The following is a 21,873-nucleotide window of genomic DNA, read 5'->3' as shown; positions in this document are numbered from 1 at the left end:
GCCTTTTTCATTTACATTCTTTTCTGCTTTTTTCTTGAGGAAGGCTCTTCTCTTGAGCCTGTTTCAGTCATTGTTGTTCCTTGCCCTTCTACCTGTGGTGAGTTAAGTCCAATTGTAGATGGATCTGCTTTCCTCTTACTTCGTTTACCCACTTGAAACACCTCCCATTTTAGCTTTTGGAAGATTATCGCAACTTATGCGGAATATTTCTTTGAAACTTAGACATGATAATTTACAGGAGGAGGTGTTTAGAATGGCAAAAGTTGGAGTTGAACAATCTCTTACAAATATTTCACAGGCTCTTCGGGAAAAAGGATATGATGTTGTGGATCTAAAGCAGGAGTCAGACGCTCAAAACTGTGATTGCTGTGTCATTTCCGGCCTTGATTCTAACGTAATGGGAATGCAGGATACGACAACAAAAGCGTCTGTAATTGATGCGAACGGCTTGTCTGCTGATGAGGTATGCCAGCAAGTTGAAAGCAGACTGCAATAATTTTTTTAAAGACTAAAGGTTACAACTTTAGTCTTTTTTCTTACACTTCTTTTTTCGCCTGGATATTAACCCGCGGGCTCGTTTCCGTTGAAGCTTTTTTCAATTCTCCCGGCTTTTCTCCACTTTCTTCGTCGTTTAACGCAGGAGTAAATTCACTTCCATATGTAGCTCCAATATTCAGTTTTCCCTTTAACTCTTTGATTCCAAGTTGTCCAAAATTATTATTTAACTCATATTTATCCAAAATGATTTTTTCTATATTTATTTTTTCAATAATAATAGGCGCCTCTTGGCTTTTTCCTTTTGATTCAGCTGGAATTTGTTCTTGAATTGTTTGCAGCGATTTTTTCATTTCTTCCAAATTCATTTCTAAAAAGAGTAATTTTTTCTTTAATTCCTTTTCGTAATCATTTTTACCGAATATATGGAATAAATCTTTTAATGACATGCTCACAAACGCTCCCTTACTTCCTGCCTTACTTTCAAGTATATGGGGAAATCAACTTAACATGTCCAAACTAAAAAGGAGGATGCAAAAAATGTTTTTTATTCCAACAGTAGGTAATCTTGGGATCATAAAAATCACAGGAGTTAGCCTAGGCTCAACCTTTACCATTGGAAGTGCACAATTAATATCGCGGAAAAATACGAACAAAAAAAACCAAGGATTCGGGCAGCAATTGGCTGACTTTACTACCATATCTGTACCAATTAATTACGTTGAGGATTCTGATATTCTAGACGCAATTATCAATAACGGCTAGTCAATGGGTATGATTTCACCTTTTTCAATGATTCGCTGATAACTTACAAATAATAACCCATTCCAAAATTTTGCACTTAGTTGATTAGGAGCAATAGTATCTGGCAAGGTAATCTGCCTAAGAAAGTCTCCATAAAATCTTTCTGTATAGGTCTTTTTTAAATGCGGATGAAGTGGTGAGGCGGTGCCTTTTATAGTTAATATATTTCCGTTAAGCCCTAATTCAATATTTTCTTTCGTGACACCGGGGAGTTCGATCAACACAATAACTTCACTTTCACCTTCTAAAATATCAATGATAGGATAGGTGCGAAGCTTTTCCTCCTGTCCTGTTTTCCTATTTATTCCATCACTAGGGGAATTAAATTGCTGGTCACTCATCATAAATTGTTTTGTAAATTCCTGATCAAAAATATTGGTCCAGAATTCCCCGCCATGCATATTCTTGGCAAGTTCCATCCATTGTTTCAATTTATCCATTTCCATCGATCCACACCCCCTTATCCTTATTTCCATCATACTATTTATCTCTAGAAATTAATCCAACTTTTCTTTATACCTCATAAAGATTTCTGAACCGCATATATTTATAAGCAAGTATAAGGAGGGAGATAAAATGCCAACTCCAGTTCCATATATTAATATAAATATATTCATGATTAAAATTAATTCCTTTGAAAATGCTTCTGCCGTAAATATTGGGCAAAACCTTTTAGCAGAGTGGCATAATTCTGATAAAAAGAATCAGGGATTCGGACAGAATTTTGGTGATGGTAGTGATTTTGTGGCAACTAGAAGTTTTGTGGATGATAAGGATCAAATTGACTCCCCAACCTCCTTCGACTCTCAACCAATCAATACTGTAAAGGAGTGAGCTATCTTGTTATTTGCCCCAATGGTTGTCAATTTACTTGGTTTCAAAGTCAATGTTATCGATCAGGGGTCTAATATCATCATGGGTCCCAATCAACAGATCGATTTATTTGTTTCAACAAAACGGAATCAGGGATTTGGAGAATTGAACGGTGACGTTTCGCCTGTCAATATCCCAATTCAGGCGATTACAGACCAAGATGTCATTGATAGTGCCTCTGTAAAAAACAGTGTTGTTTAAACCATGACTCAAAAACTGCCGCCAGGCAGTTTTTTTGCTATAATGGTTAAGAGCTTAAAGTATTGGATGGATAAACTTGATACATAATGAATTTTGGCCTCCTATTTTATTGTCCCTTAAAGTGGCTTCCCTTTCTGTTATTTTAGTATTAATTTCCGGTACCCTTATTGGCAGACAATTAACCAAAACTAATTTCAAAGGAAAAGTAGTTGTAGAAACTTTTCTGTTACTGCCTATTGTTTTGCCGCCTACCGTAATAGGCTTTTTATTAATTTATTTCTTCGGAAGAAATAGTCCTGCCGGTATATTGATTGAGGAAATATTCCAAAGCACCATCATGTTTACCCCTTGGGCTGCGGTAATTGCGTCAACGATTGTCGCCTTTCCGCTGATGTATCAAACGGTTAAAACAGGTTTTCAATCTGTTGACAAAGATATTGAACAAGCTGCACGGGTTGATGGTGCGAACGAATGGAATGTCTTTTTATTTGTCAGCCTTCCTTTATCAACAAAATCAATTATTACCGGTATCATTTTAAGCTTTGCAAGAGCGCTTGGAGAATTTGGTGCAACTTTAATGTTTGCTGGTAATATTCCTGGTAAAACCCAAACCGCCCCCACCGCAATTTATATTGCCATGGAATCCGGAAACATGAAATTAGCCTGGTTTTTAGTCATTGCAATGGTGCTGCTCTCCTTTTTGATGCTATTAGCCACAAACTTTACCCAAAAATAAAGCGATGGAGAGGCACCTTCTCTCCATCGCTTTATTTATGAATAATTTTTTTTCGTTAATTTTCTCCGCATGCTAATATAAATTACAGCAATCCCAAGTATTATAACTCCCATAATAGCGTTAAGCTCCGTTAGTTGGTTATTATGTGCTTTTTGAGCTTTAGTGGATGGCGCAGGTGAATCGGTTTTCTTTGAAACAGTTTTTGGCTCCTTATAATGAAGAGGAACCTCCTGGACCATTTGCCCCTTTGTATTTTTTATCATCAAAATTCCGTTTTGGTCCACTTCCTTTGTTGCCCCATTTACCTCTTCTGTAATGACCGTATCTTTATCCAGGTAATATTGTTTCTGATCTTTTTGATAGATTTCCCCTTGTTTGAGAATAGCGTTTTGAAAGTGTTTAAATCCAAAATCAAACAAAGCTGCAGTATCTTTATATTTATCATTTTTAAATTCTGATTTCAGGACGACAGCCGTTAATTTAATTTTGGCATTATCAGCTGTTGTAGCCAAAGTCTGCCTGGATTCAGTGGTAAAACCTGTTTTTCCACCCGTAATCCCTGGATAAGGGAGTTCCCCTTTTAGCATGCGGTGATGTGTAACGAGCTTGGTACTCCAAGCTTGTCCCACCCACATGAGTTCTTTTGTGCCAAAGATTTCTTTAAATATTGGGTTTTTCATCGCATAATTTGTGATGAGTGCCATATCCATTGCGGTCGTGTAATGGTTCTCGTCATTCAATCCATTTGGATTCGTAAAATGAGTATTTTTTACACCAATAGTAGTATTTAAATATTGATTGATATTTTCTGCAAAATGATCAACACTTCCATCTAAGTGTTCAGCAATGGCAACGGCTGCATCATTTCCAGAGTTAATCAGCATTCCTTGAATAAGCTTTTTTAAGGGGACCTGTTCCCCCTCAACCAGATATACCCTCGTACCATCTTGTCTGACTGCATTGGCGCTGACCGTTGCAATACTGTTTAAATCCCCTTTTTCAATCGCATAGATGGCAGTTGCAATTTTAGTAATGCTGGCAGGATACATTTTTTGTTCGGCATTTTTCGCATATAAAACGGCACCTGTCTCAGAATCCAACAAACAGGCAGCCTCACTTTTAAGTTCTAATGGAGACTCCTCTGCTGCAAAGGCTTTCATTTGCCACGAAAGTACAACAAGGAAAACTATGAAATAAGTAAATATCTTTTTCAATACAAAACACCCTAACTTAAACTATTTCCTATTTGATTTTACCAGATTCCTTTTAGAAAAAAATAGTATTTTCAAAAAATGGATATAAAAAAAACCTGTCCGTAATCGTAACAGGTCAAAAAATGTTAAGTTCTTTTCTTCGATATTAGTAAAGTAATTTGGGTCATGATTAAGGGTAGAGAGGCTTTTCTTCGATAAGCTAAATATTTCGGTTCCCAAACACTCGTATACTTTTCTTTGAACTTTCTTAAGTCTTGGAAATGATAAATAAAGTGGCCATGAAGGAAAATTTGGGCGGCTATTTTCTCACTTAAAAACGCAAACTTCGATAAGCCAACATTAGCTAGAGGTGCCATCCCCATATTAAAGCGGTGATAGCCCTGTTCTTTAGCCCAATCGATTAAAGATAGAAAAAGAAAATCAATTATTCCAGGTTCTACCTCCGGCTTAAATCTCATTAAATCCACTGAAATGGTCTCTTTGTCATCGTATACATACATGATGCTCATAAAGCCAAGAATTTGTTTATTTTCATCACGTACAATTGCAAGAGGAGCCCTATTTAGATAATCTTCATCAAAGAAACCAAGGGAAAAGCCCTTCTCTGATCTCCCTTGAAGCCAATCATTTGAAATCTCTCTTAATTCAGCAAAAAGGTCATTCGAAAAAGGTGGCTGAATTAATTCAAAGGAGTATTGGTCGCGATTAAATTTACTTCTAAGTGCGCGCAGCCCTTTCATTTTGCTCCCTGAAAGTGAGAAGTCCTTCAAATCTACAAAGGCTTCTTCTCCTAATTTAAAGAAGGCAAACCCGTGACCATGAAGGAATGGTAGCATCTCGTCACTTACCTGATAGAAAACAGGCGTAAATCCATGGAGATCAGCAATTTCCTGGAATTCCTCTATCGCACTCGATAATTCACTCTTTTCCCCTATTGGATCCCCTAGTACCACTAACTTATCAGCATATTTTTGAAATGATATTAAAACATTTTTATGTTTATTCCAAAAGATGTATTTATCATGTAAAAAGATTAGGTGAGATAAAATTTTTCCATGATATTTCGTCAAATGGTGATTGATTTCATCTTCAAAATCAGAAGACCTTTCCAATTTCCATTTCTTCGGCAAGCTTATGAAATAGCCAGAGATAAGAATTAATAAAGCAATAACAAGCCCTATACTCGCACTCTTAAATAAATCACGGTAATCAAGAATTACATACGGCAAAAATTTTGTCGGAATAGCTAATTTTGCCTCAGGTAAATTTAGATAGCCGATAATGAGATACGTTGAGGTTATTATTAATATGATGGTCATATCAAAAATCGTTTTTCCCCAAGTCAGCACATAACTCTCCCGATAAAATTGATCTTTAGAGATTCTTAGTAACAGTGCTACAAAAATTAAAAAAATCGCTTCCTCGTAATCAATCCCTTTAAAAATGGAGAATAGTGCAGCGAGGATCAACGCAAACATCGTCAAATCGTAAGTCCGCTTCACACTGTATTCGATCCCGCGAGACAATCCCAAAAGTAAAAATCCTGCAGCAACCGAAAGCTGATGGGATACATTTATAATCGGAAAAGAAAGCAGCTCCTGTGCAATTCTTAACCGGGACATAATGCCAGGTACACTCGCTGATAATAACAATATTAACCCTGATAAAAATACAAGCATCGTCAGGATAATATGACTTAGTCCCTGAATAATTGCCTTAGGTAAATAGTTCCAGGATTTGTTCCACTTTTCCCAATATAGTTTAATAAAAAAGATCAAACTGGTGAAAAATGGGATGAAATAATAACCAATTCGATAAAAAAGAAGTAAGACCAAAATTTTTTCTTCAGGGATATGTAATTCTTGCATTCCCCACAAAAAAACCAAATCAAACGAGCCTAGTCCTCCAGGAATCATACTAATGATTCCCGCACAGGCTGCCACAATATAAACAGGAAAAAGCTGTTCAAAGGAAATACCTATCCCCAATACATTACATAAAACAAATATCGCAATAAATACAGCTAACCATTCAATGATCGAGATGATGACAAGTTCAACTGCTAATTTGCTAGTAAATTGGGACTGATTGTCCTTTTTTGATTTTAAAATATGTATAAATAAAAAAACCGGAAGATATAAACCAACGCCCCAAACAGCAAAATAGAGCCATTTTGTATCAATAAACAACTGAAAATGATGATAACCAAGAGCTACAATCCATGAAAGAAAGGAGATTCCCGTTAAATAAAAAAGGGAAACGGAAGCAATTACCCCTAAAAGCCGCCGTTTATCATGCTCAAACTTATGAAAGAAATAAGTTCTTAACATGGCTCCGACCAATCCGCCAAAACCTATTAAATTAGAAAAGGAATTGGCAATAAAGGATTGTTCTAACAGCTCCCTTTTTGGAACTTTTATTTGTAAAATCCTTACAAGGACAACATCATACAAAAGCATCGGCAGAACAGCACAGAAAGTGACAGCAAAAATTAATAATACTGTAAAAATATTGAGTTGACTAAGTTCATTTTTAAGTAAGTGTAAATTTAAATCCCCAGTAAATTTTTTCATTTCAACAACGGCAAAAATTAATAAAAATAATGGGAAAATAAACTTTACTACTTTTAAGATTTTTTCTTTTTTAATCCCCAATAAAATAACCACCTATTTTTTCATTCCTAATCTAACTATAAACTTTTCAATAGGAAAAATAAAAGAAAATTAATTCTTACTACCTACATTGTTGACATTTTATTTAGCGTTAAACCGTTTATAAAACAATCTAATATTGTAAAAAAAGAGACAAGTTTTCATACCACCTACGCATAAGTATTAAATAGGACAAATTATCAAGGGGGGTTTCAATTGAAATTTTTAGTGTTAAAGAAAGAAACACTTCTATTTTTTCTAGCTGTGGGTGTCGTTCTTGCCACCATCTCTGCTTGGTTTATGTTAAAAGCAGGCGACGTGACTGTGTTTAATCAACAAGCGAATAAAGATATTCGAGAAATTCATATGGTCACGGGAGAATTTAAATCAACGATGAAGAATGGTAAAGAAATTGAGGCATACCGTTGGGATCCCGGCACCATTTCTATAGAAAAAGGGGAAAAGGTTAAACTATATATTAGTGGAATAAACGGCGAAGCACATCCCTTTCATATTGAAAGAACGAAGATCAAGGGAACTGTGAAAAAAGGCGAAGAAACAGTAGTCACGCTTCAATTTAAAAAAGAAGGAACTTATAGGCTAATTTGTGAGACCCACTCGGACCGGTCACATAATGGGCCGATGATCGCTTATATAGTTGTCGATTAGAACAGGAGTCTTTCTCCTGTTTTTTTGTGCTGTTTTTTTCTTTTTCCTATAAATATGCTGATAACATTGACTTCCTCTTGTATAACAGATTTAAATATACAAAAAATTTTTATATTACAGATCTATTCGTTGTTCAAAAATCGTTCAAATTTAACCCCAAAAACCCCTTAAAAATATAGATTTCACAATTTCTTAACATATGCTCATCGTTACACAAACTAACGCTGTTATACTTAAGGTATAGATAGCACTTCAAACTGTTATATAAAATTACTATTAAATTTAGAGGTGAAAGACAATGGAACAATGGAAAGGTTTTACCAAGGGAGTTTGGACAAAAGAAGTAAATGTTCGGGATTTCATTTTGAAGAACTATACTCAATATGAAGGAAATGATTCCTTTCTATCTGGTGCAACAGAATCGACAAAGCAATTATGGGCCCAGGTTATGGAACTCACGAAGCAGGAACGGGAAAAAGGTGGAGTTCTTGAGATGGATACCGAAACCGTTTCTACTATTACCTCGCATGGCCCCGGATACCTGGATGAAGAACTTGAAAAAGTAGTCGGTGTTCAAACTGATAAGCCTTTCAACCGTTCCATGCAGCCTTTTGGCGGGATTCGTATGGCAAAAGCAGCCTGCGAAGCTTACGGCTATCAATTAAGCCCTGAAATTGAAAGAATCTTTACCGAATTCCGTAAAACCCATAATCAAGGTGTATTTGATGCTTATACAGATGAAATGATGCTTGCCCGTAAAGCTGCCATTATCACTGGCCTGCCTGATGCATATGGGCGCGGACGCATTATTGGTGACTATCGCCGTGTTGCCTTATATGGTGTTGATTTCTTAATTGAGGAAAAGAAAAAGGATCAACAGAATACCAGCAAGGTAATGACAGAAGAAAATATCCGGCTGCGTGAAGAAATCGCGGAACAAATTCGTGCTCTCTATGAATTAAAAGAGCTAGGAACTACCTATGGATTTGATATTTCCAACCCTGCCCAAAATGCACAAGAGGCCTTTCAATGGTTATATTTAGGATATTTAGCTGCCATTAAGGAACAAAATGGTGCTGCAATGAGCCTTGGCCGTGTTTCTTCATTCTTAGATATTTATGTCGAAAGGGATTTACAAAATGGATCCTTAACAGAGGCTGAGGCACAAGAACTAGTTGACCATTTTGTTATGAAGCTCCGACTTGTTAAATTTGCCCGGACTCCTGATTATAATGAGTTATTTAGCGGTGACCCAACATGGGTAACCGAATCTATTGGTGGAATGGCTCAAGACGGACGCTCACTTGTAACAAAAAACTCTTTCCGATTCCTTCATACCTTAGACAATTTAGGACCAGCTCCAGAACCAAACTTAACGGTTTTATGGTCACCGCAGCTACCTGAAAAATTTAAACAATATTGTGCGAAAATGTCGATTAAGACTAGCTCCATTCAATATGAAAATGACGATACTATGCGTCCCGAATACGGCGATGACTATGGAATTGCCTGCTGTGTTTCTGCGATGGAAATCGGCAAACAAATGCAGTTCTTCGGGGCACGTGCGAACCTAGCGAAAGCACTTCTCTATTCGATTAATGGCGGGGTAGATGAAAAGCTTAAAATTCAAGTTGGGCCTGAGTATCAGCCAATTACCTCAGAAGTATTAAATTACGAAGAAGTAATGGGGAAATTTGACTTAATGATGGAATGGCTTGCAGGCCTTTATATAAATACCTTAAATGTCATCCACTATATGCATGATAAATACAGCTATGAAAGAATAGAACTGGCTTTGCATGATTCAGAAATAATAAGGACAATGGCAACTGGTATCGCTGGTTTGAGTGTAGTGGCAGATTCACTCAGCGCCATAAAATATGGCCAAGTGAAGGTTATCCGGGATGAGAATGGGATCGCTGTTGATTTTGAAACTTTCGGTGACTTCCCTAAATACGGAAACAACGATGATCGGGTAGACAGTATTGCTGTCGAAATCGTGGAGCGTTTTATGAAAAAGCTTCGGAAACACCAAACTTATCGCAATTCTGTGCATTCGATGTCTATTTTGACTATTACTTCTAACGTTGTTTACGGTAAGAAAACGGGAAACACACCCGATGGCCGCCGTGCGGGGGAACCCTTTGCACCTGGTGCAAACCCAATGCATGGCCGTGATACAAAAGGTACATTAGCTTCCCTGTCTTCCGTTGCCAAACTTCCATATAGCTATGCAATGGACGGAATATCCAATACCTTCTCCATCGTACCAAAGGCATTAGGAAAAGAAGAAAATAATCAGATATGTAATTTAGTTTCCATCCTAGATGGCTATGCAATGAAAACCGGTCATCATCTAAACGTTAATGTCTTTAACAGAGAAACACTTTTAGATGCGATGGAACATCCAGAGCTATATCCGCAATTAACCATTCGCGTGTCTGGTTATGCAGTAAACTTTATTAAATTAACAAAAGAACAGCAGCTGGATGTCATTAACCGTACTTTTCATGAATCTTTGTAATTTAACTATTTGGGGGCTCTTTTTAGTGGAGCTCCTGCTTTTAAACGAAAGGGGAACATCATCATGATTGGAAATATTCATTCTATCGAAACACTTGGAACAGTCGACGGACCAGGAATACGTTATGTTGTTTTTACACAGGGCTGCCTTTTGCGGTGCCAGTTTTGTCATAACGCGGATACTTGGGAAATCGGTACAGGTAAGCAAATGACCGTTTCCGAAATCATGGATGATTTAATGAGTTATCTCCCCTTCCTTCAAGCCTCTGGAGGCGGCATAACAGTTAGCGGCGGGGAACCATTGTTACAGATTCCTTTTCTCATCGAATTATTTAAGGAATGCAAAAAGAAAGGGATTCACACCACTATCGATTCCTCTGGCGGCTGTTACTCTCATTCTAAGCTTTTTATTGAACAGCTTGAAGAATTATTACAATATACGGATCTCATTTTATTAGATTTAAAACATATCAACCGAAAAAAACATATCCAATTAACTGGAATGGCAAATGATCATATTCTCGAATTTGCCAAATATTTATCCGGCCTTAATGTACCAATTTGGGTAAGACATGTCCTAGTTCCAACCGTTACGGATGACGAAGAAGATTTACAAAAGCTCGGTGAATTCATCGGTACACTGGTAAATGTCCAAAAGATTGAAATTCTCCCCTATCATAAACTCGGTGTTTACAAATGGGAGGCTCTAGGACATGAATATCCATTAAAATATGTAGAACCTCCAACGGAGGAAAAAGTAGATTCTGCCTACCATATGTTAACAGCCCATTGGAATTAAAAGCGGAACAATTCCGCTTTTTCCTTTTTACAAAAGGCTATTAGCAATCTCTTCATCTTTTGGTATTTTAGCAAGGATTAAATTGATTATTTAACTATTCTCCTATATACTCTTATCATTGGCTGTTTATGCGAGGTGAAAATTTTTGTTCCAATTACTTATTGATCATTCAGATATAAATGCCTTAACGGCTCTTTATGTCAGCATTTATTTAGGAATGATGCTGAAATACCTATGGGCTTGGGGAGTGGAATATTCCTTTATTGGCTCGCAGACAAATCCTGCAAATACAAAAATTATTCACCCGTGGTTTTTTTATAAGAAAAAAAGCCGTTTAAATGGGAGTTTTATCCTGATTAGAATTGTTAAATATATTCGTAGAAAAGAATGTTCTCAGGACGATGCCGAGGAACCTATTTCCTTCCTTTTAACTTAGCATACTAAAACACATTTATAGGAGGAAATATGAAAACAAAACGTTCTTCACTTATTCTTATTGCTTTATTATCTTTAACAACCCTAATTCTATCTGCCTGTTCTTCCCAAAGTCAAAGTGGTAATAACAATGGATTTTTCCACACCTATCTTGTAAATCCATTTTCCTCGATTATCCACTCTGTGGCAGATTTTTTTGGCGGGAATTATGGCTTAGCGATTATTCTTGTTACCCTAATTATCAGACTTGTATTAATGCCATTAATGTTGCGACAATATAAAAATCAGATGCATATGAAGGAAAAAATGGATGTCTTAAAGCCTGAAATGGACGCCATTCAAAATAAAATGAAGGCTGAAAAAGATCCAAAGAAAAAACAAGAGCTTCAAGCTGAAATGATGGGGCTTTATAAAAAGCATGGCGTTAATCCATTAAATATGGGATGCTTGCCAATCCTCATTCAAATGCCGATTTTGACAGGCTTTTATTATGCAATTCGAGGTTCAAAGGAAATTGCCCACCATAAATTTTTATGGTTTAGCCTTGGACACCCTGACATTTTTATTACGATCATCGCCGGGCTTATATATTACTTCCAGTTTAAAGTTTCACAATCCAATATGCCGTCTGCCCAGCAGGCGCAAATGAAGTACATGGGGTTATTATCACCGTTGATGATTGTTATGTTTTCATTTAGCGCCCCAGCTGCTCTTCCGCTTTATTGGGTAGTAGGTGGAACGTTCCTTATCGTTCAAACATTGATAAGTCGAAATCTGTATCAATCGAAAAAAACGGCAGAAGTTGCTGTGAAACAAAAATAATTCACTCCTTAAAAGAAGCATTGATTCCCGATGCTTCTTTTTTATTCCCTATTTGTGCTTAAGGATAGTTTCTTTCCATTTTGGAATGCTATTCTTGTACAACTAAGACAAAGGGGTGCTAAATCAAATGAAAAAAGGGTTATTCTTAACATCTGCCTTACTTTTTAGTCTTTATTTAACTGGTTGTGCAAATAAAAATGTGAATGATGTAGCCAACCGGAACAGAAATGAGATTGAACCTGCACGGGTTAATTATCAAAACCCGAATCATGGCGGACCAGCTATCACAGGTGTTGATACTAGTGACTCTGAACTTGACCGAAATATGAACATGCGAAATGTCCGTAACAATGTTGGGAATAATCAATCAAAAATGAGGATTGCTGATAAGGCTGCTGACAAGGTAACCAGCCTGTCTGAGGTTGACAGCGCCAATATCATTGTTACAGATAATAACGCCTTTGTTGCCGCTAAACTGAACAATTCATCCCGCAATAAATTAACCAGTGATATCGAAAATAAAATATCGCGAAAAGTAAAATCTGTTGACCCGGATATTGACAATGTATATGTATCGGTTAATCCCGACTTTTATGATCGGATGAACACCTATGCCAATGATATTCGGAATGGAAGACCTGTTTCAGGATTAATCGATGAATTCTCCAAAACGATTCGCCGTGTTTTTCCTGATGCTCGATAATATAAAATAAAGACTGCAGGCAATACCCTGCAGTCCTTATCTTATGCATCTTGAAAATACTCTTTGTAAAAACCGCCAACTTTCCCGGAATTATCAATAATGTAATAAAACTCTTCTGTTTCATTTTTTACATCATAGATTTTCCCAGCAGTTAACGCGTTATGAACTAGGTATTTTTTTGCATCCGTATGAACACACTTCACTTTTTTTACAGTTTCACGTTCACGCCAAGATAAATGGATCATTGCTGCCACCGTCCCTATTAGTCATTGTCCATTTTCTAGTATAATCAAAAGGGATTGTATTGTGCAACAACTCACCATATTAGATTGAAATTAATTTTTAACTGCTTCGATAGCTTTTTCTTTTAAACGATATTTTTGTATTTTTCCTGAGGCCGTCATTGGATAGGCATCGGTGAACTCAACGTAGCGAGGGATTTTGTACTTTGAAATTTTCCCGCTGCAATATTCTCTGATTTCTTCTGCCGTTGCCTCCTCGCCCTCTTTTAAAATGATCCAGGCCATCACTTCTTCTCCATATACTTCATCAGGGACACCGATCACCTGAACATCCAGAATCTTCGGATTAGAGTAGAGAAATTCTTCAATTTCACGTGGATAAATATTTTCTCCACCTCTAATGATCATATCCTTTAACCGGCCAGTTATTTTGCAATAGCCGTTTTCACCCATCACAGCCAAATCGCCTGTATGGAGCCATCCCTCAGCATCAATTGCCTCATTTGTAGCTGATTGGTTTTTATAGTACCCCTTCATCACATGGTAGCCTCTAGTACAAAGTTCTCCTTGATCCCCAAAAGGAACTTCTTGTGATGTACCTGGTTGAACTACTTTAACCTCAACGTTCGGAAGGGCTTTTCCTACGGTCTCTACGCGTAAGTCAATCGGGTCATCCGTTCTAGTTTGGGTTATAACAGGTGATGCCTCTGTTTGACCATAGGCAATCGTTATTTCTGTTGCTCCCATTTTCTCAATAACTGCCTTCATAACCTCAATGGGGCAGTTCGAGCCTGCCATTATTCCCGTTCTTAAAGTTGATAAATCATATTTCTCAAACTCAGGGTCATTCAATTCTGCAATAAACATCGTAGGGACTCCGTGAAGTCCTGTACACTTTTCATCCTGTACTGTTTGTAAAACCCGTTTCGGGCTAAACTCCTGCACAGGAACCATTGTCGCTCCCACTGAAACACAAGCCATTGTTCCTAGAACACAACCGAAGCAGTGGAAAAATGGCACTGGAATACAAAGTCTATCCCGTGCGGTCAACTTCATACAACTGGCGATATTAAAGCCATTATTAACGATATTATTATGGGTAAGCATTACACCTTTAGGGAAACCCGTTGTCCCAGAAGTATACTGCATATTTATGACATCATCCGGCTCTAGTGAATCCATTCTCTGATTTAATTCTTCATCAGAGACCAATTGGCCAAGCTTCATTATATCATCCCAGGAATAGGTTCCTGGATAGCGTTTGTCCCCGAGGACTATGACATTTTTTAGATATGGCAAACGGCTGCTTTTCAGGTTCCCTGGTTCCGAGTTACTTAATTCTGGTGCAATTTCATAGAGCATATCAATATAGGAGGATTCCTTCCATGCATCCATTAGAATAATAGTTGTGGAATCTGATTGTTGCAGAAGATACTCAAGTTCCGCTGTACGATAGTTAGTGTTAACGGTAACTAGAACTGCTCCCATCTTACCTGTTGCAAATTGCGTAATCAGCCATTCAGGAGTATTGGTCGACCAGGCAGCAAGCTGTTCTCCCTTATCTATTCCGAGTTTCATCAAACCCTTAGCTGCAAGCCGGCAAATATCATTAAATTCGCGATAAGTCCATCTTAAATCCCGATCTGAGTATATCACTGCTTTATTGTCGGGTTGTAATTTTGCTTTTTCTTCTAAAAGCTCACCAATGGTAACATTTAATAATACCGACATTCTCCCATCCCCCTTATGTACATAAAAATGCAATAAAACGCTTTCAAAAGTATGTTACCATATTTATACGAATATTCAATATTTTTAAAATATAATTCTCTTCCGTGAACGAACTATGAACAATTTATGAACCTTTTTATTTTTAAGAATAAGGGGTTCTCAAAATAAAAGAAAACCATTACAATAGTAAAAACTGAATATTCAATCCATTTTCCAAGGAGGCATTCTCACATTGAAAATTATGAGTAATGAGCAGCTGGTTGTGACGTATCGGGACGCTTTGAAGTCTGGTAAGGAAAAGGAATGGATTAAAATATTAAAGGATGAAATTCAACGCCGTGGATTAAGACCATTTAAGAATCGATAATGAATCGTAACACGCCAAAAACCGCTGAACCATTATTCAGCGGTTTTTCAATTTCCCTTATCCCTCGAGAAGCAAACTCTCAGGGTCCTCGAGCATTTCTTTTATTTTACTTAGGAAGCTTACCGCCTCTTTTCCATCAACAATACGATGATCATAAGAAAGGGCAACATACATCATCGGACGGTTCTCCGATTTCTCCTTATCTATCGCAACAGGTCTTAACTGAATTTTGTGCATTCCAAGAATTCCAACCTGTGGTCCATTTAATATTGGAGTTGACAGTAATGAACCAAAAACCCCGCCATTGGTAATCGAAAAAGTTCCCCCTTGTAAATCGTTTAAGGAAAGTTTATTGGTTCTTGCTTTTTCGGCAAGTTGCATGATATCCATTTCAATTTCCGCAAATGTTTTCCGATCGGCATCTCTTACCACGGGAACGACGAGTCCTTCTTCTGCGGCAACCGCAATTCCTATATCATAAAACTTTTTAATTAACAGTTGATCACCCTGAATTTCCGCATTTAAATAAGGAAATTTCTTTAGAGCAGCAACAACTGCTTTGGTAAAAAAGGACATAAAGCCAAGCCTGACCTCATTTTCCTCGAAAAATTTATCTTTTCTCCTTTTTCGAAGGTCCATGACTGCTGTCATATCAATTTCGTTAAAGGTTGTCAGCATGGCAGCGGTTTGTTGTACCTCTACAAGTCTTTTAGCAATTGTTTGGCGCCGGCGCGACATTCGCTCGTATAAAATGGGTTTAGAATCATTTTGACCTGACACCATTTCTTCAGCTTTTCCCACTTTTTGAGTATTATTTTGGGCCGGATGTTGATAGGACGAAACATCCTGCTTTCTTATTCTTCCTAGAGGATCCACTGCAGGAATATCATTCAGATTGAGACCTTTTTCTCTAGCTAGGCGTCTGGCTGCTGGGGAAGCAATCGGACGGGAAATTAATTCTTCTTTCTTTTCTTGAGCTTCGGCAGTCGCTGCTATAGGTTGTATTGGTGGTTGTGCAATTGTCTCAGGCGGTTTTTGTTCAGTTGCAACGACAGTATTGCTTTGACCGGTTTCATCAACAGCAGCGATCGTTTCCCCTACTCGCACCGTGTCACCTTCGGCAAATTTCTGTTCAGTAAGCGTTCCTGAAAAATCTGAAATAATTTCTATATTGACTTTATCCGTTTCTAGTTCGACAAGATAATCGCCTTTTTCTACATGTTCCCCAACATTTTTTAGCCATTTCGCAATCGTTCCTTCTGAAATCGATTCTGCTAATTCCGGTACTTTAATTTCAGCCATGGTGTAAACCTCCTTTTTCTGCCCTTGTTAAGGCTGCTTGAAGAATTTTGGATTGGGCAAGTTTATGAACATTCGGTTCCCCTTCCGCTGGGCTTGACCGGCGGCGGCGGCCAATATAGTCAACTTTCATTCCGGTTGGAACTATTTCATTAATTCTCGGCTCCACAAAATTCCAGACTCCCATATTTTTTGGCTCTTCTTGAGCCCAAGCCACTTCTTTGATATTCTCGTACTTCGCAAAAATTCCTCGTAATTCATCAGCTGGGAATGGATATATTTCCTCAAGTCTAATGACCTGAAGCCAATCATAATTGTCAGAATTTTTTACCTGCTCTGCAATATCAATCGATATTTTTCCAGAACAAAGGACAATTTTTTCAACCTTTTTATCGTCCCTATCTGTTTGGAAATGTTCCATTACCGGTTTAAATTCTCCTTCACTTAAGTCAGCAGCCGTCGAGGAAACAAGCGGGTTACGTAAAAGGCTTTTCGGCGCCATAATAATAAGCGGTTTTATCTCTTCCTTAGTTAGCATAGCAGCCTGACGTCTTAACAGGTGAAAATACTGGGCAGCACTTGAAAGGTTTGCGACCGTCCAATTTTTTTCTGCAGCGGATTGTAAAAATCTTTCCACCCTTCCGCTTGAGTGTTCTGGACCTTGCCCTTCATACCCATGCGGGAGCAACAAAATTAGACCAGACTTTTGTCCCCATTTTGCCCTTCCGGCAGCGATGAATTGATCAAATATAACTTGTGCAGCATTGGCAAAATCACCATATTGAGCTTCCCAAATCACTAATGTTTCCGGTGAAAAGACATTATACCCATATTCAAAACCAACTACAGCGCCTTCCGTTAAGGGACTATTATAAACGGCAAATGATGCTTTTGCTGACGAAAAATGATGAAGAGGTGAATAGGTTTCACCTGTTTGACTATCATGGAGCACAAGATGACGATGGGCAAATGTACCGCGTTCTGAATCTTGTCCTGTTAACCTAATAGGCGTTCCTTCAGCCAAAATCGTCGCAAATGCCAGGGTTTCAGCTAAGGCCCATTCGATTTTCCCATTTTCTTCAAGTGCCTCTGACCTTCTTTGCAATATTTTTTCCAGCTTGTGGAAAACGGTGAATTCCTTTGGCCATTGAAGCAATTCGCTGTTCAGACTTTGAAGTGTTTTTAAAGGAACTTTGGTGATAATTGATTCATGTTCCTTCTTGAATTTTGGTGGTTCAGGGACACTTATTTCCGTATCTTTCTTAATCATTGAAACTTTTTCATTGGCATTTGCTAATCTATCCCTGATTTGTTTTTCTAGTTCTGCTAACTCGTCTTGTTTTATAACGCCTTGATCCATTAAACTCTTCGCATAGATTTCTTTGACGGTAGGGTGCTTAGTTATTAACGAATACATTTGCGGGCTGGTTGTCATTGGCTCATCCATTTCATTATGGCCAAACCTTCTATACCCGATTAAATCGATTAGAAAATCTTTTTGGAATACATAGCGATATTCTGCGGCGAAAATAGCTGCAGCGATACAGGCCTCTGGATCATCCGCATTTACATGCAGGATGGGAATTTCAAATCCTTTGGCAAGGTCACTTGCATACCTGGTGGAGCGTGAATCCGCCGATTCCGTGGTAAAGCCAATTGTGTTATTGGAAATAATATGAATGGTGCCTCCTGTACGATATCCCTTTAACCTGCTTAAATTGAGTGTTTCAGCAACAATTCCCTCACCAGGAAATGCTGCATCACCATGAATTAAGATTGCTACCGCAGATTTACTATTTTCTTCAGCATACCCAGGCTTTGTTCGATCGTCCTGTGCCGCCCTTGTAAATCCTTCTACAACCGCTCCAACATATTCAAGGTGGCTTGGATTATTGGCAAGCGATATTCTTGCCCTGACAGAATGACCACCATCCAACTCTCTGTTGAGCCCAAGGTGATATTTGACATCGCCGGTCCAGCCAAAGTTGATGCCTGTTGATCCTTCCGATGGAACAAGTTCTTTATTTGGGGCATGCTGAAACTCTGCAAATATCATTTCGTATGGTTTATTAAGGACATGGGCTAGGACATTTAATCTGCCGCGATGTGCCATTCCTATATTAATATTTTCAGCACCATCTATAACAGCCTCAGAAATAACCTCATCAATGAGTGGGACCATTGCATCAAGTCCTTCAATTGAGAAACGCTTTTGACCGACAAACGTTTTATGAAGAAACTTTTCAAATTCTTCGACTTCCACAAGCCTTTTTAAAATATTTTTTCTTTTTTCATTCGTTAGGGTCGTACGAAAACGGCTGTCCTCAATTCTTTCCATTAACCAATTTTTCTCTCTGACGTCATGTACATGGTCAAATTCAAAAGTAATCGATTTTGTATAAATCTCTTTTAAATATACAAACGCTTCTAGTGCGTTTTGATAAGATAATGGGCTATTTTTTGTCATGATATCAGCCGGTAAATTTATTAAATCCTCCTCACTGATTCCATGGCTTTTTAATTCTAAGTGGGTTACATCTGGTTTTTGATTCCCTAATGGATAAATATTTGCTGCCAGGTGTCCGTAAGTACGGATATTTTCAGCAAGCTTTACAGCTGCAAGGAACTTTTCACTCTCAATTAACGGCGCCTTCAGATTTGATACTGGAACTGTAATTCCTGCTTCGATAAAATCCTCCTCATTTAATTGTTCAAAAATAACTCTCATATCCTGCTCAACCGACAAAGGATCCTCTTTATATTTTTCAAATTGTTCCATTAAATAGCCAAGATTAGGCCCAAGAAAATTATTTAGGAAGGCTTTTTTATTTGCATTCTGTCTGGTCATTCATCAATCCCCCTTAAAACGTATGTATCCTATTGGACTTTAAATGAATCTATATATCTTTACGTTTACGACCCTGTTTAGTGTGTGTAATTTTGAACAAATAATTTCATATACACAACAAAAAAAGACCGAACCGGTCTTTTTAATGGCTATTTTCGCATAAATTGTTGTTTTACGTATAAGTTTATCAACCCGTATAACTAGAAGCGTCGGGGCATCTTTTCGTAAGAGCCTTTGCGAAAATTGCCCAGAAACTTAGTAAATGAACCTTATTAAGTTCCAAAAGCAACAAAGTTTACGAAAAGAGCCTTTTTAAAGGAAAATTTATTTTAAAGATATGTGCTTATGTGTTTTAGAGTTTATTTTTCGTTTTTCTCTATTAATCGATTGGAAGAATCATGCTGACCTTTGTTCCCACGCCTTCTTTACTTTCGATCGAAATGGACCCATTGTATTTCATAATTAACCGTTTGGCAATCGATAATCCTAAACCCGTTCCTCCGTTTTCTCGGCTACGCGCTTTATCTACTCGATAAAAACGATTAAATACTTCCGGTATATGTTCACTAGATATGCCAATTCCACTGTCGGCGACAGATATCAATATTTCACGACCTCTTTGAAAGGCGGAAATCCAGATAGTTTTATTTTCCTGTGAATACTTGATCGAATTGTCGATGAGAATAATCAGGATTTGTTCTAAATGCTGCTCAGCGATCGCAGCCTTAGGAATTGACTGATCTATTTCAAGTTTAAACTGGTACTCGGGATGAACAATCTCGATATTTTTAATCAAGTGCTGTAAAACAGCAGGGATATCCGCCTTATCCCCACTTTTTACACGTGGATTTTCTGCACGTGTTAAAAGTAGTAAATCATTTATTAGCTTTTTTAACCTTGATAGTTCCTGTAATGAGGCATCAAGGGATTCATCAAGAATAGCAGGATCCTTTTTCCCCCAGCGATTTAATAATGACAGATGCCCTTCAAGGATTGAAACGGGTGTTCTCAATTCATGGGAAGCGTCCTCTACAAATTGTTTTTGCTTCATGAATGACTTCTCAATTTCATCCATCATTTCATTAAAAACGTTTGTAAGGTCTGTTAATTCATCCTTATGCACGTATAATTCCATTCTTCCTTGAAAACCATTTTCTTTTATCCTTTTCATGGCTCGTGCCAAATCCCTGACTGGTCGTAACAGCTGTTTTGAAAGAAAAAACCCGCTAATAGCACTAAAAAGAATGGCTGCTGACCCAAATATCGTCATGACCCAAAAGAGATTACTCATCATTTTATGATAATTGTTTAATTGCCGAACGATCTCTAGGGTTCCTTTAAACTTTTGACTCATTAAGGGGTATCTCGCAACAATAGCTTCATTACCTTCGATGGACACTCTTTCAATCGTTCTATTTTTTGCTGGAGTTGGCTCTAACACTGAAAAGTCCCCATTTTTATCAGAAACAAGCAGCTCTCCTTTTTGATTGTACACCCTAATTAACTGATCTTTATCGTTCATTTTTCTTAAAAAGACTTCACTATTTTCTATATCCTGTTGAGATAAAGGACCCGGCTTAACTTTATAAAAGGCAGCAATATCTGTGATGGTTCTATTTATGGCAATTTCTTCTCGATTCAACATCCATTTTGACACGGTATGATATTCTAAAAGGCTAAACAAGAAAAAGGTTAGAAAAATGGCTGTAGAACTGCTTAAGACTAATTTAGTCTGCCAGGGAAGCCGTTTTAAAAAATAGCCTATTTTCTTTTTCATCTCATAACATATCCTGTTCCGCGCACTGTTTGGATATAGCTTGCTTCATTTAGATCATCAATTTTATTTCTCAGATAACGAACGTAAACATCCACAACATTAGTTTCTACCCCGGTGCTATAACCCCAAACTTTATTTAATAGTACTTCTCTTGTTAGAACTATATTAATATTGGTCATAAAAATCACTAAAAGGTCATACTCGCGTTTGGTTAAAGCAATCACCTTATCCCCTTTTTTAACCACACAGGATTCCAGTTCAACCACAATATCCTTAAAAGTTACTATTGTTAATTCTGTTGTTCCTAATGCTTCAACCCTTCGAAACAACGACCTCAATCTAGCTAGTAATTCCTCGATCGCAAATGGTTTTACAATGTAGTCATCTGCCCCGCTATCCAGGCCGGAGACACGGTCGAGAACACTATCCCTTGCTGTAATCATAATGATTGGCAGGGTCTTATTTGCCTGTCTGATCCTTCGGCAAACCTCGAGACCATTTAATTCAGGCAGCATTAGATCAAGCAGGATGGCGTCCCAGGTTTCAGTAATGGCCAATTGCAACCCGGTACGGCCATCTGAGGCAACTTTTGTTTCATAACCTTCATAATTCAATTCAAGGTCAATAAATCTGGCTAAGTTTTTTTCATCTTCAATGATTAATATTTTAGGCATACTTCCACGC

23 protein-coding genes are annotated in these 21,873 nt (G+C 37.7%); 12 read left to right on the top strand and 11 right to left on the bottom strand.

The window, feature by feature from the left end; translation table 11 throughout:
- Positions 1 to 11: 11 nt before the first annotated feature.
- Positions 12 to 152, bottom strand: a complete 141-nt coding sequence (locus AC59HZ_RS04235; RefSeq protein ID WP_496544613.1) for a YuzL family protein — start codon at positions 150 to 152, stop codon at positions 12 to 14.
- A 101-nt stretch (positions 153 to 253) separates the two neighbouring features.
- On the opposite strand from AC59HZ_RS04235, the gene AC59HZ_RS04230 reads away from it, so the two are divergent.
- Entirely contained in the window at positions 254 to 496 is a 243-nt protein-coding gene (locus AC59HZ_RS04230) for a YkuS family protein (RefSeq protein WP_496544612.1), read from the top strand.
- Positions 497 to 536: 40 nt separating this feature from the next.
- Here the strand turns inward: AC59HZ_RS04230 and AC59HZ_RS04225 are convergent, their stop codons facing one another.
- Positions 537 to 944, bottom strand: a complete 408-nt coding sequence (locus AC59HZ_RS04225; protein ID WP_496544611.1) for a hypothetical protein — start codon at positions 942 to 944, stop codon at positions 537 to 539.
- 61 nt (positions 945 to 1,005) lie between these two features.
- Here AC59HZ_RS04225 and AC59HZ_RS04220 point away from each other — a divergent pair, with 61 nt between their 5' ends.
- Positions 1,006 to 1,260 (top strand): hypothetical protein, encoded by a 255-nt coding sequence (locus tag AC59HZ_RS04220; RefSeq protein WP_496544610.1) that lies wholly within the window; start codon positions 1,006 to 1,008, stop codon positions 1,258 to 1,260.
- On the opposite strand, the gene AC59HZ_RS04215 is transcribed toward AC59HZ_RS04220, so the two are convergent.
- A complete protein-coding gene (locus AC59HZ_RS04215; protein ID WP_496544609.1) occupies positions 1,257 to 1,745 on the bottom strand; it encodes an Hsp20/alpha crystallin family protein in 489 nt (162 codons plus the stop codon). The two genes, AC59HZ_RS04220 and AC59HZ_RS04215, sit on opposite strands and share 4 nt — an antisense overlap.
- Positions 1,746 to 1,875: 130 nt before the next feature.
- On the opposite strand from AC59HZ_RS04215, the gene AC59HZ_RS04210 reads away from it, so the two are divergent.
- From AC59HZ_RS04210 to modB, 3 genes are all read left to right on the top strand, one after another.
- Positions 1,876 to 2,133 carry a hypothetical protein gene (locus AC59HZ_RS04210; RefSeq protein WP_496544608.1) on the top strand — a complete coding sequence of 86 codons (258 nt, stop codon included), beginning with the start codon at positions 1,876 to 1,878 and terminating at the stop codon, positions 2,131 to 2,133.
- A gap of 6 nt (positions 2,134 to 2,139) precedes the next feature.
- On the top strand, positions 2,140 to 2,373 hold the full coding sequence (locus tag AC59HZ_RS04205; RefSeq protein ID WP_496544607.1) for a hypothetical protein: 234 nt from the start codon (positions 2,140 to 2,142) through the stop codon (positions 2,371 to 2,373).
- A 79-nt stretch (positions 2,374 to 2,452) separates the two neighbouring features.
- Positions 2,453 to 3,109 (top strand): molybdate ABC transporter permease subunit, encoded by a 657-nt coding sequence (gene modB, locus AC59HZ_RS04200; RefSeq protein ID WP_496544661.1) that lies wholly within the window; start codon positions 2,453 to 2,455, stop codon positions 3,107 to 3,109.
- Positions 3,110 to 3,144: 35 nt separating this feature from the next.
- Here the strand turns inward: modB and AC59HZ_RS04195 are convergent, their stop codons facing one another.
- Entirely contained in the window at positions 3,145 to 4,323 is a 1,179-nt protein-coding gene (locus AC59HZ_RS04195) for a D-alanyl-D-alanine carboxypeptidase family protein (RefSeq protein WP_496544606.1), read from the bottom strand.
- Between the two features lie 125 nt (positions 4,324 to 4,448).
- Positions 4,449 to 6,977, bottom strand: coding sequence for a bifunctional lysylphosphatidylglycerol flippase/synthetase MprF (gene mprF / locus AC59HZ_RS04190; protein WP_496544605.1), 2,529 nt, complete (start codon positions 6,975 to 6,977; stop codon positions 4,449 to 4,451).
- A 213-nt stretch (positions 6,978 to 7,190) separates the two neighbouring features.
- Here mprF and AC59HZ_RS04185 point away from each other — a divergent pair, with 213 nt between their 5' ends.
- The 6 genes from AC59HZ_RS04185 to AC59HZ_RS04160 all read left to right on the top strand — a co-directional run bounded on the left by AC59HZ_RS04185 (position 7,191) and on the right by AC59HZ_RS04160 (position 12,925).
- Complete coding sequence (locus AC59HZ_RS04185) at positions 7,191 to 7,643, top strand: cupredoxin domain-containing protein (RefSeq protein WP_496544604.1); 453 nt, start codon at positions 7,191 to 7,193, stop codon at positions 7,641 to 7,643.
- A gap of 298 nt (positions 7,644 to 7,941) precedes the next feature.
- A complete protein-coding gene (pflB, locus tag AC59HZ_RS04180) occupies positions 7,942 to 10,167 on the top strand; it encodes a formate C-acetyltransferase (protein WP_496544603.1) in 2,226 nt (741 codons plus the stop codon).
- A gap of 63 nt (positions 10,168 to 10,230) precedes the next feature.
- Positions 10,231 to 10,965 (top strand): pyruvate formate-lyase-activating protein, encoded by a 735-nt coding sequence (gene pflA / locus AC59HZ_RS04175; protein ID WP_496544602.1) that lies wholly within the window; start codon positions 10,231 to 10,233, stop codon positions 10,963 to 10,965.
- A gap of 145 nt (positions 10,966 to 11,110) precedes the next feature.
- A complete protein-coding gene (locus AC59HZ_RS04170; protein WP_496544601.1) occupies positions 11,111 to 11,401 on the top strand; it encodes a hypothetical protein in 291 nt (96 codons plus the stop codon).
- 29 nt (positions 11,402 to 11,430) lie between these two features.
- Positions 11,431 to 12,222, top strand: a complete 792-nt coding sequence (gene yidC / locus AC59HZ_RS04165; RefSeq protein ID WP_496544600.1) for a membrane protein insertase YidC — start codon at positions 11,431 to 11,433, stop codon at positions 12,220 to 12,222.
- Positions 12,223 to 12,349: 127 nt separating this feature from the next.
- Positions 12,350 to 12,925 carry a YhcN/YlaJ family sporulation lipoprotein gene (locus tag AC59HZ_RS04160; protein ID WP_496544599.1) on the top strand — a complete coding sequence of 192 codons (576 nt, stop codon included), beginning with the start codon at positions 12,350 to 12,352 and terminating at the stop codon, positions 12,923 to 12,925.
- A 41-nt stretch (positions 12,926 to 12,966) separates the two neighbouring features.
- On the opposite strand, the gene AC59HZ_RS04155 is transcribed toward AC59HZ_RS04160, so the two are convergent.
- Both AC59HZ_RS04155 and AC59HZ_RS04150 read right to left on the bottom strand, forming a co-directional pair.
- Positions 12,967 to 13,170, bottom strand: coding sequence for a DUF6501 family protein (locus tag AC59HZ_RS04155; RefSeq protein WP_496544598.1), 204 nt, complete (start codon positions 13,168 to 13,170; stop codon positions 12,967 to 12,969).
- 90 nt (positions 13,171 to 13,260) lie between these two features.
- A complete protein-coding gene (locus AC59HZ_RS04150; protein ID WP_496544597.1) occupies positions 13,261 to 14,898 on the bottom strand; it encodes an AMP-binding protein in 1,638 nt (545 codons plus the stop codon).
- A gap of 241 nt (positions 14,899 to 15,139) precedes the next feature.
- Here AC59HZ_RS04150 and sda point away from each other — a divergent pair, with 241 nt between their 5' ends.
- Entirely contained in the window at positions 15,140 to 15,265 is a 126-nt protein-coding gene (gene sda, locus AC59HZ_RS04145; RefSeq protein ID WP_420491584.1) for a sporulation histidine kinase inhibitor Sda, read from the top strand.
- Positions 15,266 to 15,322: 57 nt separating this feature from the next.
- Here sda and odhB read toward each other — a convergent pair whose 3' ends face one another.
- From odhB to AC59HZ_RS04125, 4 genes are all read right to left on the bottom strand, one after another.
- A complete protein-coding gene (odhB, locus tag AC59HZ_RS04140) occupies positions 15,323 to 16,567 on the bottom strand; it encodes a 2-oxoglutarate dehydrogenase complex dihydrolipoyllysine-residue succinyltransferase (protein ID WP_496544596.1) in 1,245 nt (414 codons plus the stop codon).
- A complete protein-coding gene (locus AC59HZ_RS04135; RefSeq protein WP_496544595.1) occupies positions 16,560 to 19,412 on the bottom strand; it encodes a 2-oxoglutarate dehydrogenase E1 component in 2,853 nt (950 codons plus the stop codon). Before AC59HZ_RS04135 ends, odhB begins: the two co-directional genes overlap by 8 nt.
- 379 nt (positions 19,413 to 19,791) lie before the next feature.
- The gene (locus AC59HZ_RS04130; protein ID WP_496544594.1) at positions 19,792 to 21,189 is read right to left on the bottom strand and encodes an ATP-binding protein; all 1,398 of its coding nucleotides are present in this window, start codon (positions 21,187 to 21,189) and stop codon (positions 19,792 to 19,794) included.
- Complete coding sequence (locus AC59HZ_RS04125) at positions 21,186 to 21,863, bottom strand: response regulator transcription factor (protein ID WP_496544593.1); 678 nt, start codon at positions 21,861 to 21,863, stop codon at positions 21,186 to 21,188. The genes AC59HZ_RS04130 and AC59HZ_RS04125 overlap by 4 nt, the downstream gene beginning before the upstream one ends.
- Positions 21,864 to 21,873 lie beyond the last annotated feature (10 nt).

The organism is Neobacillus sp. DZ-9 (assembly GCF_059587065.1).
Note: the sequence above shows the minus strand (reverse complement) of the source record. Positions and strands in the feature narration are given on the sequence as shown.

Bases quoted from the DNA above. Each gene is read 5' to 3' on its own strand.
- sda (WP_420491584.1), top strand. From the start codon at position 15,140: ATGAGTAATGAGCAGCTGGTTGTGACGTATCGGGACGCTTTGAAGTCT.
- AC59HZ_RS04215 (WP_496544609.1), bottom strand. From the start codon at position 1,745: ATGGAAATGGATAAATTGAAACAATGGATGGAACTTGCCAAGAATATG.
- AC59HZ_RS04160 (WP_496544599.1), top strand. From the start codon at position 12,350: ATGAAAAAAGGGTTATTCTTAACATCTGCCTTACTTTTTAGTCTTTAT.
- AC59HZ_RS04210 (WP_496544608.1), top strand. From the start codon at position 1,876: ATGCCAACTCCAGTTCCATATATTAATATAAATATATTCATGATTAAA.
- odhB (WP_496544596.1), bottom strand. From the start codon at position 16,567: ATGGCTGAAATTAAAGTACCGGAATTAGCAGAATCGATTTCAGAAGGA.
- AC59HZ_RS04135 (WP_496544595.1), bottom strand. From the start codon at position 19,412: ATGACCAGACAGAATGCAAATAAAAAAGCCTTCCTAAATAATTTTCTT.
- AC59HZ_RS04230 (WP_496544612.1), top strand. From the start codon at position 254: ATGGCAAAAGTTGGAGTTGAACAATCTCTTACAAATATTTCACAGGCT.
- pflA (WP_496544602.1), top strand. From the start codon at position 10,231: ATGATTGGAAATATTCATTCTATCGAAACACTTGGAACAGTCGACGGA.
- pflB (WP_496544603.1), top strand. From the start codon at position 7,942: ATGGAACAATGGAAAGGTTTTACCAAGGGAGTTTGGACAAAAGAAGTA.
- yidC (WP_496544600.1), top strand. From the start codon at position 11,431: ATGAAAACAAAACGTTCTTCACTTATTCTTATTGCTTTATTATCTTTA.
- AC59HZ_RS04150 (WP_496544597.1), bottom strand. From the start codon at position 14,898: ATGTCGGTATTATTAAATGTTACCATTGGTGAGCTTTTAGAAGAAAAA.
- AC59HZ_RS04155 (WP_496544598.1), bottom strand. From the start codon at position 13,170: ATGATCCATTTATCTTGGCGTGAACGTGAAACTGTAAAAAAAGTGAAG.
- AC59HZ_RS04220 (WP_496544610.1), top strand. From the start codon at position 1,006: ATGTCCAAACTAAAAAGGAGGATGCAAAAAATGTTTTTTATTCCAACA.
- AC59HZ_RS04130 (WP_496544594.1), bottom strand. From the start codon at position 21,189: ATGAAAAAGAAAATAGGCTATTTTTTAAAACGGCTTCCCTGGCAGACT.
- AC59HZ_RS04125 (WP_496544593.1), bottom strand. From the start codon at position 21,863: ATGCCTAAAATATTAATCATTGAAGATGAAAAAAACTTAGCCAGATTT.
- AC59HZ_RS04225 (WP_496544611.1), bottom strand. From the start codon at position 944: ATGTCATTAAAAGATTTATTCCATATATTCGGTAAAAATGATTACGAA.